The following is a 20946-nucleotide window of genomic DNA, read 5'->3' on the forward strand; positions in this document are numbered from 1 at the left end:
TAGATTTAAGAAGATACTCCAACATCTTATTTCTTTTTAAGTTCGTTGTCTATGAGCGACTTTAAATCTTCTAATTCCTCTTTGCTAAGGTTGGTTTCTTTTGTAAAAAAAGAGGCAAATTGGGAAGCACTGTCGTTAAAAAAATCTTTGATGAGCAAGTTAACATGCTGGGAGAAATAGTCTTTCTTTTTTACCAAAGGGTAATACTCCCTAGATCTGCCGAAACTTTTATAAGCTATAAAACCCTTATCCGTCATACGCTTTAATAACGTGGCCACAGTAGTGGTGGCGGGCTTGGGTTCTGGATAGCTCGCTAACAAATCTTTCATAAAAGCCTTCTTATGCTTCCATAATATGTTCATTAGCTCTTCCTCCGATTTTGATAGTTTCATTACGCTACATGATTAAAATTAGCTCTACAAACATAGAACAATTATTTTAATTCTACAAACGTAGAGTAAATTTTATTGGACTTTTATGGCCATAACCCTCGTGTTGGGGTTTTGACTAAGTGTTTTCTAAAGTGTTTAATGAAGTCTTATATGTTTGTTAGTCAGGATTTTAGTTCTGAAAAGTACTTATAAAAATAGGGAATAGTCTCTATGCCCTTTAAGTAGTTCCAAACTCCAAAATGTTCATTGGGGGAGTGTATGGCGTCGCTATCCAGACCAAAACCCATAAGGATGGTCTTGCTTTTTAACTCTTTTTCAAAAAGCGAAACAATGGGAATGCTGCCGCCCCCACGTTGGGGAACAGGGGTTTTTCCAAAAGTGGTCTCATAAGCCTTTGCAGCCGCCCTATATCCAATGTTATCAATAGGGGTTACGTAACCTTGTCCTCCATGGTGCGGTGTTATTTTTACGGTTACTCCTTCAGGGGCAATACTCTTAAAATGTGAGCTGAAAAGTTGGGTAATTTCTTCCCAATCCTGATTTGGTACCAAACGCATGGAAATTTTGGCATAGGCCTTACTTGCGATCACTGTTTTGGCGCCTTCCCCTATATAACCTCCCCATATACCATTAACATCCAGGGTAGGTCTAATGGAATTACGTTCATTGGTGGTATAACCGGTTTCTCCATAAACGGCCGAAATATTCAAGGTTTCCTTGTACGCTTCCAGATTAAAAGGCGCCTTTGCCATTTCTTGGCGTTCTTCTTGCGATAACTCTTCTACCTTATCATAAAAACCAGGGATGGTAATATGGTTGTTTTCGTCATGCAAAGCGGCTATCATTTTGGTCAATACATTGATTGGGTTGGCCACGGCTCCGCCATACAATCCTGAATGTAAGTCTCTATTGGGTCCGGTTACCTCTACTTCAACATAACTTAGTCCTCTTAATCCGGTAGTGATAGAGGGTATGTCGTTTGCTATCATTCCGGTATCGGAAATCAATATTATGTCGTTTGCCAAACGGTCTTTATGTTCAGCTACAAATTGTGCTAGGTTTTTACTGCCTACTTCCTCTTCTCCTTCGATCATAAATTTTACGTTACAGGGCAACTGATCGTTTTTCACCATATATTCCAGGGCCTTTACATGCATATACATCTGACCTTTGTCATCACAGGCACCCCGGGCAAAAATAGCTCCTTCCGGATGTAGTTTTGTTTTTTTTATCACCGGTTCAAAAGGGGGTGAATCCCATAGGTCCAAGGGGTCTGGAGGTTGCACGTCATAGTGTCCGTAGACCAGTACCGTTGGTAGGTTTGGGTCTATTATCTTTTCTCCATATACAATAGGATACCCCTCTGTATCTATAACTTCTACTATATCGCAGCCGGCGTTGGATAGGGCCTTCTCCACCGCCGTGGCAGTGTTTAGTACGTCTTGGGAGTATGCTGTATCAGCACTGATGGAAGGAATTTTTAGGAGTTCCACTAATTCGTTTAAAAAGCGTTCCTTATGCTCTTTTATATAGTTGTTTGGCGTCTGCATTGAAAAGTGTTTATGTAAATCCAAAATTACGAAATGAGAACAATCTTATGTAATATCCCGGTACCAATTATTCGCTAAGCATCAGATTGATGAAGCAAAGTACAGATGTTGTTGATTTTAACCATAGCGAATCGCAATCCCTACGGTTTCTTATTAATTTGAAGAACTTTTTGATAGGGAAGCATTTTAAAATTGAAATTTTGCTTTATATTTGCATCCCGTAATTCTAGATAGCATTTCTAGAACACGGAGCAAACGTGGTAGTCCCAATAGCTATCGGGAGGAAGGCATGTTAGATTTAGGATAGGACATAGTGGGATAAAAGCCCATAAAATTGAAAAAAAATGCAGGCGTGGTGGAATTGGTAGACACGCTAGACTTAGGATCTAGTGCCGCAAGGTGTGAGAGTTCGAGTCTCTCCGCCTGTACAAAGGGAAAAACCGACTTTTAGGAGTCGGTTTTTTTTTGCATAGATGCGAAATTAGCAGCACATATTTGTTAAAAACATACAAATTGAGTCGATTTATGTCAAATAGAACAACTATTGCGTACCTATATTCAACTTTTTATTAAAATCGCTTGGCCAAAGGTCTAGTGACATTATTCCTTCTTTTGTACTTTGCCCATGAGTTTTATAGATGATATCATTTATTAAGTATGAACTTTGTGAAAGTTCCGAAGTACCACCATCTGAAGTAAACCGTAACCGGTTTTTGAAAGTCTAGATTAAGGTGGGATTGTTTGTTCCGGGTTGGCATGAAGTACAAATCCCTAAAAACGTTCATTTTAATGGACTAAGCCTTTTCATAGGAGGTTGTGTTGTAGTACGTTTTTTCTGTTCCAATCCGACTTCAGAATGTTTAATGTTCTTCTGAGTCATTAAATTGCCATAGCACATTTACAAGTTGCCATTTCCCGTTGAGTTTTACAATGTGCATATAATCAATCCAATCATCTGCAATTAATTTTACCGAAGCCACCCTGTCAAAGACATCAAGAATAATTATTTCTTTTTTTGGGTTTTCAGGAAATTTGTCCTCGTCCTGATTATAAGTTTCTGCGAGTAAAATCATAGCATCAGTAAAAGTTTCCCGCAAATATTCCTTACCAGTTTTTTTATTCGTCCAAAAAGTCCTTTTAACCATTCTTGGATGAGCTGCGCGTTCAAACTGTTCAGGCTTTACATTATGTTGAGATTCGATATAATCCAATGCAACTTGTTTAATGTTTAAGGAGTCCTGCTGGGTTTGCCCCTGAACACAAAAAGTTAAAACGAAAAATAAGGACATCGTAAGGATAATCGATTGTTTCATAATTGATTTTTAAAGTGGCTTTTTTTAATGCACTACAACCATAGGATATAGTTATCACCTAATATAGAGATATATTAGGTAATGATCATATGCAACTTATACGATTTCTTGATTACGATTTTTAAGGTCTCATAAAACTACTGTTTTACAATACTACTTTATAAAACCACTAGACTTATTCTCAGAGTGTCCCATTCATGGTCTCTTTTAGCATTATCGAAAAATCATTATGCTAAACCAATCTTTTTCTTTAAAAAATTTTACAAAGATATTTGAAATAGAAAATCCAGTGCATCCATCTATAAAAAGTAGCGGTTTAGCATTGCTTGAATTATTCCCAAGAAACAACGAGTTCCCCGGTAATATTCCTTACTACGTAATTAAAGCCTGTGGAAGCTTCTCCTTTTTCAAAATTTATCTGCCCTTCACGCCATGGATAATGGGCATTGTTATAAAAGAAAATATTTTTATCGCCGATGCGCTGATTCGGATACACCCTTACAGTGGCATTCTTCAGCCCAGTAATTTTAAGCCTGCGAGTAATGCCAAGTTGCCCTGTGGTCATTTCTTTACAAGATACCACCCCGTCTTCCTGCTCCACAAAAACACGGCATTCACGATGCCATGCCGGGGGAAAGGTAAAGTTAGCGTGCCCGTTTTCGAGTTTAGTGTCATACCCAAGTAGTAAAGGTGCGCCTTGTGGAAATTTGAAGGCTTGCTCCACTGTGGTATCAGGGTTATAACCAGAAAAGAAAAAGCCATTATCGTTTCTGGCAATACATAGCATGGGGTCTTTTATTTTGGGCGATTCCTTTTTTATCTGGAAAGATATACCGAAGCGAGCCATAAGGTCACGAACCATTTTTGGCCCCGTAAAATACACGGTCGGGTCATCGGGCTTCAATAGACGTCCCCCATCAAAATGAGAGGAATTCGTTCCCCTGAGGTAGGCCAATTTTCCGCCATTCCAATCGGGGTTGGTACGTGTCCACATAACATCTCGAGACATATTACCTTGCTCCATTCTGGCCAATACTTCGGTAAACGGGTCGGTAAGTTTGTCAACTTTGGTACGGATGCCTCCTCCTGAAAAAAGGGCGGAATGTTTTATTTTTTTCGGATAGGGCCTATTCAAATTATCTTGACTATACGTTCTATCGATAACAAATTCACCTTCCAAGGGCAATACGTTTTGCAAATTCAGCATTTGTAAAAACTCAGGTCCTGCTTGATCCGCTGGACCATAGAAAATCACTTTTCCACCTTTTTTAAGATAATCTATCCAAAATTTTTCCAAGTTGCTTTCCGCGTCCGGGACGATAGACAGCAAAACCGATTCTTGAAATAACCTAGGATTCTTTAGCCCGATTTCGATTAGATTGGTGGAAGTAATCACCGTATTTAATGGCAGCCCGCTATTAATGCTTTGGCGTATGAACCAATCCCCATAATAAATTTCTGGTAGGCGATCTTGTCGGTCTTTGGCCCAATCATGATATTCGTCGAAGGGATATACCCATACCAAGGGGCCAGGTGAGGTAGGCGAATCTGAACGGGCATCGAGTATGTACGGGATCACTTCATTGGGGACCTTATCGGGCATATTGCCGAAGGAGTCGTCTATGGTCAAAAAATTCAAATGGGTGGGCAACCCAACCTTCCCCTGATTATCGATTCGCGCCAGGGCCATCGGCAGATATATATCATGGGGTTCGCGCCCATAGCGGTCCAGCCAAGGGCTGTTTTGCCACCACGGATCGTGCGTATAGTAACGAAAGAGATATCTATTATCGGGAATGTCCGCGATCCTTGACATATACCCCATTAGCTCTAGTCCAAAGTCACCATCCAAGGCAGCCCATGGCGAGTTCGGTGGAGGTAAAAGATTAAACCCGCCATGGTAGATAGCCCGCAAATCTACCCCATCTTTGGCAAGGTCTACCCCTGTAGCAATATTGGTCCCCCGGGTCTCAATACGAAAATTGGGGCATTCCGCCCTGAACAAATGCCAAAAATCAAGTATCTTGTTCTTCGTCTCCGACAACTTAGAAGTCTTAAATCCCGTTCCCGTAAAAATGGTTCCTGTAGCTGACCAGGGCTCCATACCGAAACCAAAACCATTGCTCAACCACAGATAGTCAAAATCGAGATCGGCCAAAAAATGTTGGCTTTGTCGTCCGAAAAATGTACCGAAAGGGGTATTGTTGGGAATGCCTTCTGGAAAACCCGCATAGGCTTCAGAATCTGCATTTAGCGTGGAATAAGAGGAAACAAAGGATTTTTCTCCCATGGCAGCTCCTTGAACAATTTCAGGATGCTTTTCATATTTAAACGGAGACTTTGCGAATTCAGGTCCAGGATCAAAAGTGGCCCCGATTCGAATCGGTTTGTGGGTAAGATTCTTCCCAACCTCCTTTAACGTACTTACGATTTCCTTTAGATCGCCAAAGGTAAAATCCGGTGCATCGTCACGATAAACATAGGCACGTTCGTGCATCGATAGGTTCTTTGGGCCAGACCCCACTTCATGTTCGGTATTAGGGTTCCCGATATATTTGGCCCATTCCAAGCGCTGATCCATTTCACCTTTGTAATCCAAGATCTCGGACCCATCCGCCGTCCACAACATTATGGATATGGTATCGGAATGTTTCAACAAGGAAGCCCATTGCGAATACATTGTATAAGCCACTTCCCGATAATATCTTTTATTTTTCCTCTTGAACGGTTTCAAGGACGCCTCCAAAGTAATATTGTTGAATCTTTTAATTCCGGAATCATCGGGAAGTCCACTTAGAACATCAGGGGTAGGAGAGGAATTATTAACACACCCTATTAGCAAGGATATGAGAGAGATAGGCAAAAACAAGTGCTTTATAAATGCTTTCATAAATGATTTGATTTTAGTGTTCAATTAAAAAAGGGGCCATAGGCAGCCCTTCGGGGCCATATATAAAACATACCGGATTATCGTTCCATGCATATCGAGCCTTTACAGGATTTACCACCTTTTCAGAGGTTAAATAGATTTTATGATTGTGAATTACCGCCTTGGCGGCCATAAATTTTCCATCGGTTCCGGCCAATTCAAAACCACAGGGATTATCCATGGGTTTTGATGTCAACTGACCACTTTCTGTATTTAAATGTATTATCACGGTATCTCCTACTATCTCATGGGATACATATCTGGGGCCATCGGATTCAATATCTTTTCCATATACTTTAGAAAGTGCTTGAAGTGCCAATCGATACCCATAATCTTGCTTATTGGCTGGGTGAACATCGAATGGATCACCAATATCATAAGAAACCACCATTGTTGTATTCGGCAGGGAAAGTGCTTCCATCTGCGCTAGCCGCAAAGGCGCCCTGGCCACTGACTGTCTATCCTGTTCCCAGTGGGGTTGATAATTTGACAATTGCACAAAAAGGAAGGGTGCATCCGGTTGTTCCCACCTTTTTCTCCATCCATTGATCAAGGCAGGAAAGGCCTTTTTATAAAAGTCTGGTCGGCCCATATCCGAACTTCCTTGATTCCATATAAAACCTCTAATTGTATAGGGTAGCAAAGGTGCAACCATACCATTGAAAAGATAAGTAGGTCTCTCCGCATTGGTTTCTCCAGGAGGTAAAACCGATTCCTCTGGATTTAAGACCCACCAATTATTCAAAAGATTGATTTTGGAAGTACTATCACTACTTTTTAAGAAAAATCTTGTACCCTCAACTTGTGGCACGCCCCAAGGCTGAGCGAGGCGAATCAGCACAACGTTTTCACCCACCCGCAACACTTTGGATGAAAATTCCAGCTCACTTTTTTTGGGGTACAAAGTATATCCTATTTCGATGCCATTTATGTAGATATGCGCCTGTCTATTAAGGTAGCCCAGCGTTATGCGCCAATCAACATTATCTGTAATGTTCGGCAGTACTATTACTTTCTTTAACCAAATCCAGTTTTTTAAACTATCGCCCGATTCGGTAATTTGGGTTATTGACTTCCAAGATAGGCCACTTTGGTCAGAGCTTGAAAAGACTTTTGCCTTTTCCAATTCGGAATAACTGATTTGATTTCTTCGCGCGATATGTTTGGACCATTCTGCATTCATTTTAGAACGCCAACTTTTTTGGCCAAAATGAGGCGGTAGGGGAGTTTGAGGAATTATGTGGTCAAATGATTGTAAGGATTCCCTATCCATCCAAGGGGCAATGGCGGTGCCCCCCCAGGAGCTGTGTATGATTCCAATAGGGATATTTAGTCTCTTTTGGAGCTCTTTTGCAAAAAACCAAGCGGTAGCGGAAAACTTGGGCAAGGTGTTCACCGTTGGTAATTCCCAACTTCCCAGCTCCAGATCATCCATTTCGACCGGAGAGGCCAATTTGGGAACATTGAACATACGTATTTTTGGAAAATCTAAATCCTTGATCTCATTTTCATAATTTGTAATCTGGGAGTAAGGGATCCAAGGCCAACCCCCAAGGGCATGTTCCATATTGGATTGACCAGAGGCAAACCAGACTTCACCTATCATCACGTCATATAATACAATGGTTTCGGATGTAGAACGAATATTCATTTTATATGGGCCGCCGGCCTCCATGGACGGTATTTTTAATGACCACTTTCCATGTTTATCTGCAGTAGTCTTAACCAGGTTGGCTTTAATTAAAACTGATATTGCCTCGCCAGGCTCTGCAAATCCCCAAACCGGAATATCGATATCCCTTTGCAACACCATATGATCTGTAAAAATTTGAGCAGGTCTCAACTGGGCATGAACATTACAAATACATGCAAGTATCACCCAAATTGGAATAATGAATGCTGTATTATTAAGGGGTTTCATTTTGCTGGTGATAAATATTTCAATCTCTATTATTTCTTCATTGTAGCATACTATTGCTATAATCAGTATACTGCATGGCTTTGTAGTGTTACAGGGCCTAAAAGGCCCGATTTCTTCAAAGGGAGATCACCCCAAGAAACCACGTTTTTATTGGCTTTAGCAATATTTGTCTCGGTATATTTTTCTCCTGTTATGGCATCACCCGTCAATCTGTTCGACCAAGTATTGGCAACCTCAACCTTGATTGTATTTCTACCATCTCTTAATGCATCACTAACTTCGAAACGATGCGGATTGGTCCAAGTTATTCCTAAAGGGACATCGTTCAACCACACCTCGGCGATTTCAGAAACTTCACCTAGATCTAAATAGATCTTTTTTCCATCAGCCATTTTATTGAAATCAAAAGATTTTCGGTATGTAGCCGTGCCAGAAAAATAACGAATACCATCTTCCTTGGCATCCGTCCAAGAAATTAATTCATCGAACACACTTTTGGTTGGTGCCCCCCAATTTTCAGGAAAACTTAGTTGCCACGCTCCTTCTAAGCTAACTATCTGAGTTAAATCGGTCACTTTTTGCGAACCCTCTTCCATTCGCAATTCTAACGGGCCACTGTCTAAAAAAATAGTACCATCAGTGGTATATTCAAACCTAGGAAGAGACTTTTTTGATGGTATAATTTCATTGTATGTTGGGTCTGACACACCGTCTTTAAAGACAACAAAATAAGAACCGTACGGAGGTAAACTCAAGGGGATTTTAGTCACCTTCCCAGTTTGATAATAAATACCAATGGGTAAAATGGCTCCGGTTTCCGGATGCCATAACTCTGGTATCTTCGCTCGTTGGCGAAAAGTACAATTTCTGGAAATCCATTTGTTGGTAGTGTTTCTAATAAAATAAAAATCCAAATCATACTTTTGGTAATGTATGTAATCCAAAGGCGCAATTCTTTGGTCTACATCATTATCCACATAATCAAAATCTGGAGGAATGCCCTGTAACCTGAGAACGTCCAATGGAGAATGATTGGAATCTATTTTTCCTTTTTGAAGACCACCTTCCTTGTTTTGCTTTACCCACAAATCATTGGCCAAAGAATCAACAATTTCTAGATTAGTGGTATTGCTCAATCCCAAAACACTTGTCGGTTTTTCACCAACTATTATCGCCCCCATTTTTGATAACTCACTGAGCTTTTTCAGTGTTCTAGGACTCAGGCCTTCTTCTGAAACATACATTACGTTATACGTAGAAACCCCGGGTAATAATAGTTTCCCATTCTCCACAGTAAGGTCATTCAACAGCACTTCTGTATTGATTACCTCATAATCGTACCCTTTGCCCACTGCAAATGGGGTGTTTTTGGGAGTGACCAGATTGGGAATTTCCTCTCCGTAATACCAAAGAACGTCTGCCACAAAATCGGTATTCTGTAATACGGAAGATACCCGCGCCAAATAATCATTGAAGGGCTTTACCTTTGACCACCATACTCTTTTATCATTATAGTGTGTGCCTGCAAAATAGGCTATTCCCGGAACGCCATATTCTGATGGATTGTGCGTAAAACCATGAATGACCAATTTATTCATACCCTCCGCGAAAGCCCTATCTGCAAATGGCTTTAAGTTGATAGGAGCTTCCTGCCAATCCCAGTAGCTGGTAAAAGCCTCCTGTTCCACGATTCCTTTTTTATAAATGTGGGAAGCCGCCGCTATTTCTTTTACCAGCCAGACCATATCCACACTATCTTTATTTAAGAAGGGGCGTTCATACCAAAATTCTCCCCTAGGGATATCCAATGCTCCCAAAGCCTTCAATGTTTCTACAGGTATATGATGCATATGGCCTGGCCCCCCCGCCTCTGAACTAATTTTTAAACCATATCGATTACAAATTTCCTTGGCCTTCCCATAATGGTTTTTGATCATCATATTGGAAAAGGTCTCGGCATAGTCATGATTAAACTTATGCAGTAATAGGGAATCAAAAACTTTCGGGACAAAAAGACTGGGTAAGAATTTATGAACATCATAGCCATTGACTTTCTTAAAGGCGGCCGGAAAAGATGGAGTCCAAGCAAATTCCTTGGCTTCATAGCTGGCCAAGTACAGATATTTCAGTGCCGAATCGCCCAAGTCATTTACAAGCGGTTTCAAACGGTCCACAAAATACTCTAAATGCATTTGAGTGGCCGTAGAATCAAAATGGTCTATTATTGGCCCCTTAGCATTTCCACTTGGAACAATCAGCTGTTCGCCTGAATTTGAACTTATGAATCGGTAAATGTCCCATTTGCCCGTGTTCGGTCTCCAGTCAAGAATCTCGTTTTTCGGATTGAAATATTGGGTGACATTAACAATTGAAGTAGTGTCTGAAAGATCTTGCATTTCAGACGGTACCGCAATAACGGAAACTTCCTCGTGGTATACAGGCTTTCCATTTTTGGCGTAATCTATAATTCTAGCGTTACCGTGCCGATCTGGAGTAATAGTGGGAAATGGAAGGGCTGTTTTGTTTTGCTCCCCGGCGGTTATCCGCTTTTTAGAATAATAGATGGTTTTTGCGGCGTGTTGGGCCGTCACCCAACTCCCGCCTGCGTTCCAACTGCTCGATAAGCTCAATCCTACTTCCAAACCAAGGCGGCCTGCCTCTTTCAAAGCAAATCCTATGGCATTTACCGACTCTTCTTGCATAAAACCAGGTCCTGCCGGTATCATTTTGTTTGGATTACCAATTGGCCGTACCCCAATATCAAAAATATCAACCCCTCCAAGACCTGCCTTTTTGATTTCCATTAGTTCAGTGCGCATTCTAACGGTATCAACATGACCATTAAGCCACCACCAATACACTTTTGGCCGTGAGATTATCCCAGGTTTCTGGAATTCAGTTTTGAGGGAAGCATAAGAAATGTTAGGGCCATGCTCTCCTAAATCTTCATGGCAAGAAAGCAAAGCCATGAAGAGGGTAGTTGTTACTGTAAATAAGCAAAGGTTTACCCCTTTTCTAAAGTCTTTATTTTTCATTATTCTTTGATGTACTTAATTATCATTACTCAAGCAAAAAGCGTATGGCAAAGTCATTACCCCAAAACATCTATTGCAAATGCATCATTGGTCTCCTTAGCCCACTTTTTTAAGTTCTTTCGACATTGTTGTCGAATATGTTGCAGTGTGGGTTCTGAAATCAAATTCTGCAGCTCGCCCGAGTCTCGACCGATATTGAAAAGTTGTTCTTCTCCCGTACTGTATATATTATATTTAAAAGCCCCCATTCTAACCATTCTGCCCTTGCGGGTCTTGTCCTTTACAAAATCGGCAAGCTCCACCACCGTGTAATCTCGCCACTTGGAAGTTCTATTTTCTATCAAAGGTTTCATACTTCTTCCTGTAAACCTTACTGAGGTTTCAATACCTGCGTAATCTAGCATTGTGGGTAAAATATCAATCTGGGATACTGCATGATCCTTATCTATCAGCCCCTTTTCCTCCATTCCAGGCCAAAAAACAATCATTGGCACTTTGGCAGCTTCTTCGTAAAAACTCAACTTTGCAGCCCATTTATGGGCGGCCGCACCGTCTCCATGATCAGAAGTAAAAATTATCAAGGTATTTTCCCAATATCCATAGGTTTTTAAGGCTTCAAGTACCTTTCCTATTTCGATATCTACCCTTTCCGTTAACCGGTGATAGGCGTTTAAATAACCTTTCCATGCCATATCATCAAATTCTCTGTTGGCCAGTTTGGTTTCTACGCCGTATTCATCGTGGTTCTTTCGCTTCTCCGAAATAAAATCGGGTTCGTCTTTAGAAATGGCATGATTATGTGGTAGCGGCGGCAGTGGTGAAATACTCATCGGATGTGTTCCGATAACATCAGGTAATTTATGCTTGAAACCATAATGTCTGATTTCCAATAATGAATCTTGGGGCGACACCCAACCGTCTTTTCTTGGATAAAAACAAATATCATGAGGATTGTGATAACTGACCGAAAGAAAGAGGGGCTTTTCCTTCTTGTAGGCTTTCAAGTAATCAACTACGGCAGTAGTCAAGGGCGGATCTGTTTCCGAACCGAGAAACCATCTTTTTTCTTCAGGGTTCCAAAAAGGCAAAAGATCAAAGCCTTTTATTTCTTTGTTTCTTACGCTAGATTGTTGCGGATAGCTTTCTGGAAGATGCCATTTGCCCGCCCAAACGGTTTGATAACCAGCGGAACGGAAAAGCTCCCCAGAGTTAACAACATTGTCCTTAATGCTTTGTCCATTCCACTCTACCCCGGTTTGGTGTGGCATCAAACCGGTAATGATGCTACTACGGGCAGGGCCACAAACCGGGGAAGTGCAATACGATTCGGAAAACATTACGCCATTAGCGGCTAGCTCATCCATAGCAGGTGTTTTTACATAGGGATTACCCGCAGCACTCAGCATATTTGCATGCTGTTGATCGGTAAAAATCAGCACAACATTCGGTCTATTTTTAACTTCAGCAACGTTATCTTGCCCAAGAATTTTAGCGATAGGGAATGTGAACACTACTGCGATAAAGAAAATTGCCCTTAACGGCACCAAATACTTCGTGATGGTATAAAAAATATTAAAGAAATGAATCATAATTTGAGTTTGAATTTGTGAGCCTACAATGAACAACCAATCTGTTGACTTGATTACCCTCAATTTTACTGGGCCAACCAAAAGACGTTCACTAAAACAGATGTTCTTGGGGAATTATCAACGTTTACTTCCATGCAATCTGCCATAAAATCCCACCATTTTTTGACAATGGGATTAGAACTTAAATTTGCTTTACCATGGCTGGCCAGCAGCTTTTGATAGGCAAAAAGAACGTTGGTTTCCCGATCAAAGAAAATAGCATAATCCAAGATACCAGCCTCTTCTTTGAGCACTACCTTTAACTCCTCCCAAATTTCATCGTGTCTTTGTTTATAGATATCCTCAAAACCAGGCTTTAATTTCATTTTAAAACTTCTAATTACTATATCTTCCATAATGAGGTGGGTAATCTGTCTATTCAATGGGTTTTATAATCATTAGACGTACCGGCCCAAATAAGCCGGAATCCAATAATGGAACTTCTTTCCAAGGAACTTGCGTTTTATTCAGTCCTTCTATATTTGTTGTTTTTACGTTGGTATGGGTAAAACGCTTACCGGTTATCGCATCTCCCGTTAAACGGTTTGACCAGGTATTGGCAATCTTTATCTCCAATAAGTTGTTTCCTGGCTTTATGACATCCGTCACATCCAACCGATAAGGTTTGGCCCAGACAATGCCCAAGTTTTTTCCATTCAACCATACCTCCCCAACATTGGAAAGATTCCCTAAATCCAAATAAATTCTCTGGTTTTTAGTGCTATTTGAATGAATATCATATTGAAACGTCTTCACGTACTTCGCAATTCCTGAAAAGTATTTGATGCCCTCGTTCTGTGCTTTGGTCCAAGAAACAAGTTTTGGAAAAATAACCCTACGGGGAGCCTCTTGCCCTTCCGGAAAGTATACTTCCCAAGCTCCGTTTATAGGTTCGGTTTTTACAAAATTGGAAATGGTTCTCTCTTCCGTTCCGTTCTGTAGGCTTACCTTTTGGTTTTCGAGAAAGAATGTTCCGTAAGCAGTATATTGAACTAAAGGAGGGTTTAGCAGACCCGACTCAATACTTCTGTAGGCAGCTGGAATCTTTTTTTCAGAAAAAACAACAAATACGCTGCCGTAAGGGGGAAGGGTCAAGGGCAGACTTATATATTGTTTCTGTTGTTCGTATATAGATACAGGCTGTGTTTCTCCTGTTACCGGGTCCCATAATTCTGGTGTTTTCCCCGTTTGTCTAAATTTCGATTGTCTAGAAACCCATCGATCAGTGGTATTCCGAACCAAGTAATAATCTGTTGTTCCCTTCTGGTAATGAATATAATCCAGGGTTGAGAATTCTGCATCAGGATATTGAAAATCTGGAGGAACGTTCATATTCTCCAGCATTTCTGTCGGTGTAATGCCAGAAAGCACTTTTCCCTTAATAGCTGTCGGATTCTTTGTTGATTCTTTCACATTGAACCAAAGCTTATCTACATCTTTGAGCGACACCTTAACCTTTGATAATTTCTCGCGAACAGTTACTCCATTTGGTTTTTCAGATATGATTTTTGCTCCCTTGGAAGTCAACGCTTTTAGTTTCAAGAGTACTTCAGGGTCTATTTCCTCTTCATTTTCCAAGATTAAAAGGCTAAATTTCGCGCCAGTCGGTAATACTAGCTGATCGTTTTGTAGGGTAATCTGTTTTAGTATTTCGGTATTTATTACTTCGTAATCATAGCCGGGCCCAACCATAAAACGACCATTCTTGTGCCCTGTAAAGTTGGGGGCTGCATCTCCGTAGTAATAAAGCACATCAGCAAAAAAATCGGCTTTTTGAAGTATGTTGGAGATTCGCGCCAAATAGGTGTTAAATGGTTTGATCATTGGCCACCATATTCGTTTGTCATTATAATGGGTGCCTGCATGATATACGATTCCGGGATTCCCAAACCCTCTGGGGTTATGGCTACTACCATGTACTACTACCTTGTTCATACCTTCGCAAAAGGCCCTATCTCCCGAAGGTTTCATTTCAAAAGGCCCTTCTTGCCACATTTGGAAAGAAGTAAAAGCTTCTTCCTCAACAATGCCCCGACCATAAATATGTGAAGCCGAAGCCGATTCCTTTACCATTCTTAAAATGTCGACCCCATCACTATTAAATCGATTATGATTGATCCAAAATTCCCCTCTAGGAAGATCCATAACCCCTAAAGACTTTAAGGGTTCAACTGGCACATTATGCAATGGAAAACCGGGACCACCTGATTCGGAATTTATTAAAAGTCCGTTCTCATGACATATTTGGCGTGCTTTCTTGTAGAAGTTATTGATCATTAATTCTGAAAGAGTAAACTGAAAATCTTTTTTGATTTTAGCAGTTACATCAGTGGAAAAAAGGTTTTTTTCAAAAAGAGCAGGAATGTACGGGTATATTTCATACCCATTCAATCGTTCAAATTCTTGAGGCAAAAGCTCTGTCCACACATTACCTAAAGCTTCGTAACTCGCCAGATATAAACTCTTAAGAGCCGATTTTTCCAAATCTGGACCTATGGTTTTTTTTAATCGATCTATAATGTAATTGAAGTGAAACTCAGTAGCATTACCATCAAAATGATCTATTATGGGACCTGCGGAATTTTTACTCGGAATTTTCAACTGCTCTCCTGAATTTGAACATATATATCGATAAATATCATAAGTGCCTTCTTGGTCCCAGTTCAAAGTTTCGGTCTTAGAATCAAAGTATTGGGTTACATCTATACCCTTTGAAATTGATTTATTAGACTGCCCCGTAGGTATTGCAATTACTGCTATTTCTGCATAGAATACGGGCTTTCCGTTGGCGGTACGCTCGATGTCCACATTTTCATTTTCTCCTTCAAGAACTATTTTTCCCTCTTTTTTAAATCGCACCTGTTTCGGAAAAGGCAGTTTTTGTTTTCCCCGTTTAAATGGTGTTTTTGAAAAGTAGATAGATTTTGCCGCATACTCAGGTGTTATCCAGGCTCCACCAGCGTTCCAACTGCTAGCCATATTAAGACCCACCTCCATATTCAGTTCAGCGGCTTGATCTAGGGCAACCTCTACGGCGCGAAGAAAATCAGCTCCCATGAAGGTTATTTCGCCAGTGGGTATAACGGTATCGGATTTCTTTTTCCCTATCTCAAAAATATCAAAACCCGACAACCCTGCATTTTTCATGGAAATAATCTCTTCCCTTATTCTTACGGTATCAATATTCCCATTTAACCACCACCAATAAGTCTTTGGCCATGCTTCCATGGGCGGATTTTTAAATTCTGCTTTTAGAAGCTCATAATTTCCTTTGTCCTGTGCTTGACAGTTTTGAGGAATGCCAATTATAAACAGACAGATCAGCCCAACTAATATTATGGTATTCTTTCTCATCGGATTTATGTGTTCGGATTCAATCATACACTTTTAATTGTGAAATTTACCAGTGTCTGCGTTTGAGTAAATACCCAATCCTAAAAATAAAGGATCGGGCATTCCTACAACTAAACTCAAACAACTAACTTAATACCCCGGATTTTGTTTCAAGTTGGGGTCAATATCTATTTCCCTTTGAGGCAATGGCATTAACAACTCTTCTTGTGTTACGGAAAAACTTGCACCTATTGATTGAAAATACGAATTGAGTACTTCAATAGTCCTCCCTGTTCGGGCCAAATCAAACCACCGTTGCCCTTCACTAAGGAATTCCACTCGGCGTTCCTGTTCCAAGGTAAGCGCAAACTCTTCCTTGGATAGTCCGCTTATAGGGCCCAATCCAGCACGATTTCTAGTAGCGTTAATAAAGGGGTAAGCCTCATCTGTTCTATCGGACTCATTCAAGGCCTCTGCGTACATCAGTAAAACATCCGCATAACGAAGGGGTATAAAATTAATGCCTCCATCCCCTTGAAGTCCAACTGTGAAATCAACAAATTTTAGGCCGTATTGTAATTGTTCATAAGTGCCATCTAACAAAAGTAGGGAATCCTTAATAGACAGCTCCCTTCTCAAATCACCGTCTTCATAACTATTCCTTACATCCAAAGTAGGTACGATACGACCTGAACCATTCATATTATTAGGAAAAATTGCTGCATTGAAACTGGGTGGGGTAAACAGACTTGAAAAATCATTACCCTCACCAATGTTTCCTGAAATATACTTTATCTCAAAAATGGATTCTGGCAATTCGTCATTAGCATTTGTAAATATACTTGCATAGTCGTCCTGAAGGTTATACATCCCAGAATCGATTACAGATTTTAGGGTGCTCAAGGCCTCTGGGTATTGCTTTTGGGTAAGGTAAACCTTCCCTAAAAGTGCCTCTGATGCCCCCGCCGAAGCTCTAGATTTACTAAGTTCTATACCCTGAAGTAAGGCTTGGGCCTGTTGTAAATCGGAAACGATCAAACCATAAATTTCAGATATAGGCCTTCGGGTCATATCAAATGTGGAAATTTCATCGGGACTATTGAAAACCACTTCTACCAAGGGTAGGTCTCCAAAAAGGCGTACAAGGTTGAAATAGCTAAAAGCCCTTAAAAAATAAGACTCCCCTTGGTATTGCTTTTTGATCGATTCACTAATTTCTATGCCATCAATCCTTTCTAAAATTGTATTGCATCGAACGATTGTCTTAAAACTCCCGTTCCATACCTGATCTACAAAGGTGTTTGGTGCAGTAATTCTCATTTCATCGCATTCGAATTCGGAAGATGTCGGGGAGGTCCATTGAATATAAGCGTTATCTGTAGTAAGCTCAGTTAAATCCAACAAAGGGGCATTATAAATATTTTGAAGTTCTGAGTAATTACCGATCATAGCAGTCTCAAAATCGGCCTCTGTTTTATAAAAAGAAGCTTCATTGGCTAGGTATTCTGGCTCAAGCTCAAGAAAATCAGAGCAAGAACTCAAAGCAGTCAGCAACACTATTGAAATTAATTTGTATGTTTTCATGATTTCTACTTTTTTGATGGGTTAGAAAGATAATTTGAGCCCTGTGGTTATAGTGCGAGCCAATGGATAGGTAAAGTAATCGATTCCGGAACTTGCAATATTACTTCCTGAAGTACTTGCTTCAGGGTCATACCCTGGATAATCCGTAAAAGTGTACAAATTGGCCACATTAACATATAGGGCTAGTTGGGTGAAACCTAACTTATGAACGACATCGGTTGGGAAATTATAAGAAAGATTCACATTTCTTATGCGTGTAAAAGAAGAGTCGAACAAAAAGTGCGAGCTTGTTCCAAAAGCGTTGGCATAGTTACTTCGAATGGCCCTTGGTTGAAACCCGTTACCAGGTTGCGTCTCAGAGACCCATCGCCCAAGGGAGATATCTGCTATTTGATTTTGGACTCCAGCACTGTTAAGTACTGCTGAAGCACCTTGGAAGTAAGTAGATGCACCTTGTGAACCTACTAATGAAATGCCCAAACTAAGATTTTTATAGGAAAATTGATTATCAAAACCCCAAGTGAAATCAGGAAAGGGGCTGCCCACGATCTTACGGTCTTCGCTATCGATCTTGCCGTCCTCGTTCACATCCTCAAAGCGAAGATCTCCTGGTTGTGTTCTAGGATTGTACAACGCCGCACCTTCTACTTCTGCTTCATTGGCAAATACACCAATGGCATTTAACATATAAAAACTAGAAATCGGCTCCCCAACTTCGGTTATTTGAAAGGCATTATTCGAAATCCGTCCATTTTCGGTTGCCAATTTCAACACTTTGTTTTTATTAGCGCTAAGTGTTGCATTACTACTCCAAGTAAAATCACCTGCCTTAACATTAATGGTTTGTAAGCCGAACTCAAGGCCTTTGTTCTCAATATCACCAATGTTCTGGGTAGCACTCTGAAAACCAGTAGCTGAAGGGAGTTGAACAGCTAAAAGAAGATCTGTTTTTAAATCCTTATAGGCATCTATTGTTAAGGAAATACGGTCATTGAACAACCCTAGGTCCAAACCAAAATTGGTCTGCTTCGATTTTTCCCAAGTTAGATTGTCATTTGACAGGGTGCTTGGCACCAAGCCAGCTACTTGGTTGCCATTGACCACGTAATTGGATTGGCCCAATAAACCGATATGGTTGTAGTTGCCAATTTGATTGTTACCTGAAACCCCATAGCTAGCACGTAATTTTAAATTGCTGATGAAATCTACAGTTTCCATAAAACGCTCTTCTGAAATGTTATACCCTACAGAAAAGGATGGAAATGTGCCCCATTTGTTGTTGCTGCCAAAACGTGAGCTGCCATCTGAACGCACTGTTGCGGTAAACAAGTATTTGCTATCGAAAGAGTAATTGATACGACCCATGAACGAAAGCAATGACCATTCTGAAATAATCTGATTACCAGAATTTACAATTCCTGCTGAAATATAAGGTACATTTTCAGTTGGAAAATCAGATGCTCCAGCAGAAACTCTATCAAATCTATCCTTTTGAACAGAAAATCCCCCTAAGAGGTTCAAACGGTGCTTCTCGTTAAAAATTTTACTGTAGTTCAGTGTATTTTCATTCAACCAATTAATCGAATTGGTTCTGGTTGTCCCTGCATTCGCTGGGAAATTCAAGTTCGTGAAATTGGGAATTTTTGATGACCTCCAAATATCAATCTGCCCAGCGGTGTAGTTTAATCCTATACTGGTCTTGAAGGTAAGTCCATCAAGTAATTGATATTCCAAATAATTGTTCCACAACACATTGGCGGTTCTTCGATTATCCGAAAAGCCACTTAACAGGTTAATTGGATTCGCCAACCACCCTAAACCATCGGAAACATCAGCTTGATCAAAAAATGGCTGCCCTGTTTCGTCATAAATGGGAATAGTCGGTGAGGCTGAAAGTACGGCCATGATAAGTCCCCCTGTTCCATAATGTCCCTCTGTATTTGGAAAATTACCATAACTATAAGAACCATTTAATGAAGTTCCTATTTTAAGTCTTTCGGAAATATTAGAATCTATATTTGTCCTTAGATTAAATCGTTTAAAGCTTGATGTTTTTACGATTCCATCTTGATCAAAATAACCACCTGCAATAAAAAAACGTGTTTTCTCGTTTCCAGCGTTAAACGAAAGTTGGTAATTGCGAACAGGGGCAGACCTATAAATAACATCCTGCCAATCTGTGTTTGTTGTTATGGAAGATGGATTTCGAAATTCTGGTCTAACACGCCTTGAACCGGCTCTCAAGTCGTTAGGGTCGCTGGCTAACCCGCCTGCAAAGACATGGGCGTTGTCACGACCTTCAGCTACGTATTCTGCGTACTGCTGACTGTTCAATAGATCAAGTTTATTAGACACAGATTGCATGCCCAAAGAAATTTCTGCACTGATCTCTGACTTTCCTGCTTCACCTCTTTTGGTGGTGATAATGACTACTCCATTAGCGCCTCTTGAACCGTAAATTGCCGTTGCAGAGGCATCCTTTAGGATCTCAATGGACTCAATATCAGACGGATTGATCGAAGTTAAGGGGTTTATACGTTCTTGGGTATTACTTGCAATTCCATCTGAAGAATATAAATTACTTCCGTATGACCTAAAATCGGAATTACCTCCACTACTAATTGGAAAACCATCTACAACATATAAAGGCTGGTTTCCTCCGGTGATAGAGCTCATTCCCCGAACCAAAATGTTGACGTTGCCTCCTGGCGCACCAGAGGTCTGTGAAATTTGGACCCCAGCTACCTTACCTTGTAACATCTGATCAAAACTTGCAATTGAAGGTTGCTCAACATCACTCATATCCACACGGGCAATAGAACCTGTGAGATCTTTCTTTCTTTGGGTACCATAACCAACTACCACAACCTCATCTAGCTGGCTCACATCTTCTTCCAATGTTATATTACCCAAATCAGTCCCGGCAACCGAGACTTGCTTGGTCACAAAACCTAGATACGAGAAAACAAGTACAGCATTTGACGAGGCTGTTTCAATGGAAAAATTTCCGTCAAAATCCGTAACGACGCCGTTAGACGTATTCTCCTCTACAATATTGACCCCGGGTATAGGAGCGCCGCTTGCATCGACCACCTTACCTGTTACCTTCATTTGCAATATATCTACCGATGTGTCACTAAATGGGACACTCGCAATCATGCTCATTGAAGAGCATATTACAAATACAAAGGACAAGAGAAGGCGTTTCACCATCTCTTTCCTAACATTTAAACATTTCAAATAATTCATAATTAAGTGATT

General features: G+C 40.5%; 11 protein-coding genes and 1 tRNA gene. 1 reads left to right on the forward strand and 11 read right to left on the reverse strand.

Annotated elements, in window-relative coordinates; genetic code table 11:
- Positions 1 to 26: 26 nt before the first annotated feature.
- Together ACEQ81_RS06060 and ACEQ81_RS06065 are read right to left on the reverse strand one after the other, a co-directional pair.
- On the reverse strand, positions 27 to 392 hold the full coding sequence (locus ACEQ81_RS06060) for a BlaI/MecI/CopY family transcriptional regulator (RefSeq protein ID WP_411029955.1): 366 nt from the start codon (positions 390 to 392) through the stop codon (positions 27 to 29).
- 161 nt (positions 393 to 553) lie between these two features.
- Positions 554 to 1942, reverse strand: a complete 1389-nt coding sequence (locus tag ACEQ81_RS06065) for a dipeptidase (RefSeq protein WP_411029956.1) — start codon at positions 1940 to 1942, stop codon at positions 554 to 556.
- 346 nt (positions 1943 to 2288) lie between these two features.
- On the opposite strand from ACEQ81_RS06065, the gene ACEQ81_RS06070 reads away from it, so the two are divergent.
- Positions 2289 to 2370, forward strand: a tRNA-Leu gene (locus ACEQ81_RS06070).
- A gap of 432 nt (positions 2371 to 2802) precedes the next feature.
- Here ACEQ81_RS06070 and ACEQ81_RS06075 read toward each other — a convergent pair.
- The 9 genes from ACEQ81_RS06075 to ACEQ81_RS06115 form a co-directional block, all read right to left on the reverse strand.
- The gene (locus tag ACEQ81_RS06075; RefSeq protein WP_411029957.1) at positions 2803 to 3255 is read right to left on the reverse strand and encodes a nuclear transport factor 2 family protein; all 453 of its coding nucleotides are present in this window, start codon (positions 3253 to 3255) and stop codon (positions 2803 to 2805) included.
- A gap of 331 nt (positions 3256 to 3586) precedes the next feature.
- On the reverse strand, positions 3587 to 6145 hold the full coding sequence (locus ACEQ81_RS06080; protein ID WP_411029958.1) for a hypothetical protein: 2559 nt from the start codon (positions 6143 to 6145) through the stop codon (positions 3587 to 3589).
- Positions 6146 to 6158: 13 nt separating this feature from the next.
- Complete coding sequence (locus ACEQ81_RS06085; RefSeq protein WP_411029959.1) at positions 6159 to 8105, reverse strand: sialate O-acetylesterase; 1947 nt, start codon at positions 8103 to 8105, stop codon at positions 6159 to 6161.
- 62 nt (positions 8106 to 8167) lie between these two features.
- The gene (locus tag ACEQ81_RS06090) at positions 8168 to 11140 is read right to left on the reverse strand and encodes a glycosyl hydrolase (protein ID WP_411029960.1); all 2973 of its coding nucleotides are present in this window, start codon (positions 11138 to 11140) and stop codon (positions 8168 to 8170) included.
- Between the two features lie 56 nt (positions 11141 to 11196).
- A complete protein-coding gene (locus ACEQ81_RS06095; RefSeq protein ID WP_411029961.1) occupies positions 11197 to 12729 on the reverse strand; it encodes a sulfatase in 1533 nt (510 codons plus the stop codon).
- Between the two features lie 65 nt (positions 12730 to 12794).
- Complete coding sequence (locus ACEQ81_RS06100) at positions 12795 to 13124, reverse strand: L-rhamnose mutarotase (protein ID WP_411029962.1); 330 nt, start codon at positions 13122 to 13124, stop codon at positions 12795 to 12797.
- Between the two features lie 19 nt (positions 13125 to 13143).
- Positions 13144 to 16149 (reverse strand): glycosyl hydrolase, encoded by a 3006-nt coding sequence (locus tag ACEQ81_RS06105; RefSeq protein ID WP_411029963.1) that lies wholly within the window; start codon positions 16147 to 16149, stop codon positions 13144 to 13146.
- 102 nt (positions 16150 to 16251) lie between these two features.
- Complete coding sequence (locus ACEQ81_RS06110) at positions 16252 to 17685, reverse strand: RagB/SusD family nutrient uptake outer membrane protein (protein ID WP_411029964.1); 1434 nt, start codon at positions 17683 to 17685, stop codon at positions 16252 to 16254.
- Between the two features lie 21 nt (positions 17686 to 17706).
- Positions 17707 to 20850, reverse strand: a complete 3144-nt coding sequence (locus ACEQ81_RS06115) for a SusC/RagA family TonB-linked outer membrane protein (RefSeq protein ID WP_411029965.1) — start codon at positions 20848 to 20850, stop codon at positions 17707 to 17709.
- Between the last annotated feature and the right edge of the window lie 96 nt (positions 20851 to 20946).

The organism is Spongiimicrobium sp. 3-5, assembly GCF_046557915.1.
GTDB lineage: Bacteria > Bacteroidota > Bacteroidia > Flavobacteriales > Flavobacteriaceae > JBHEBG01.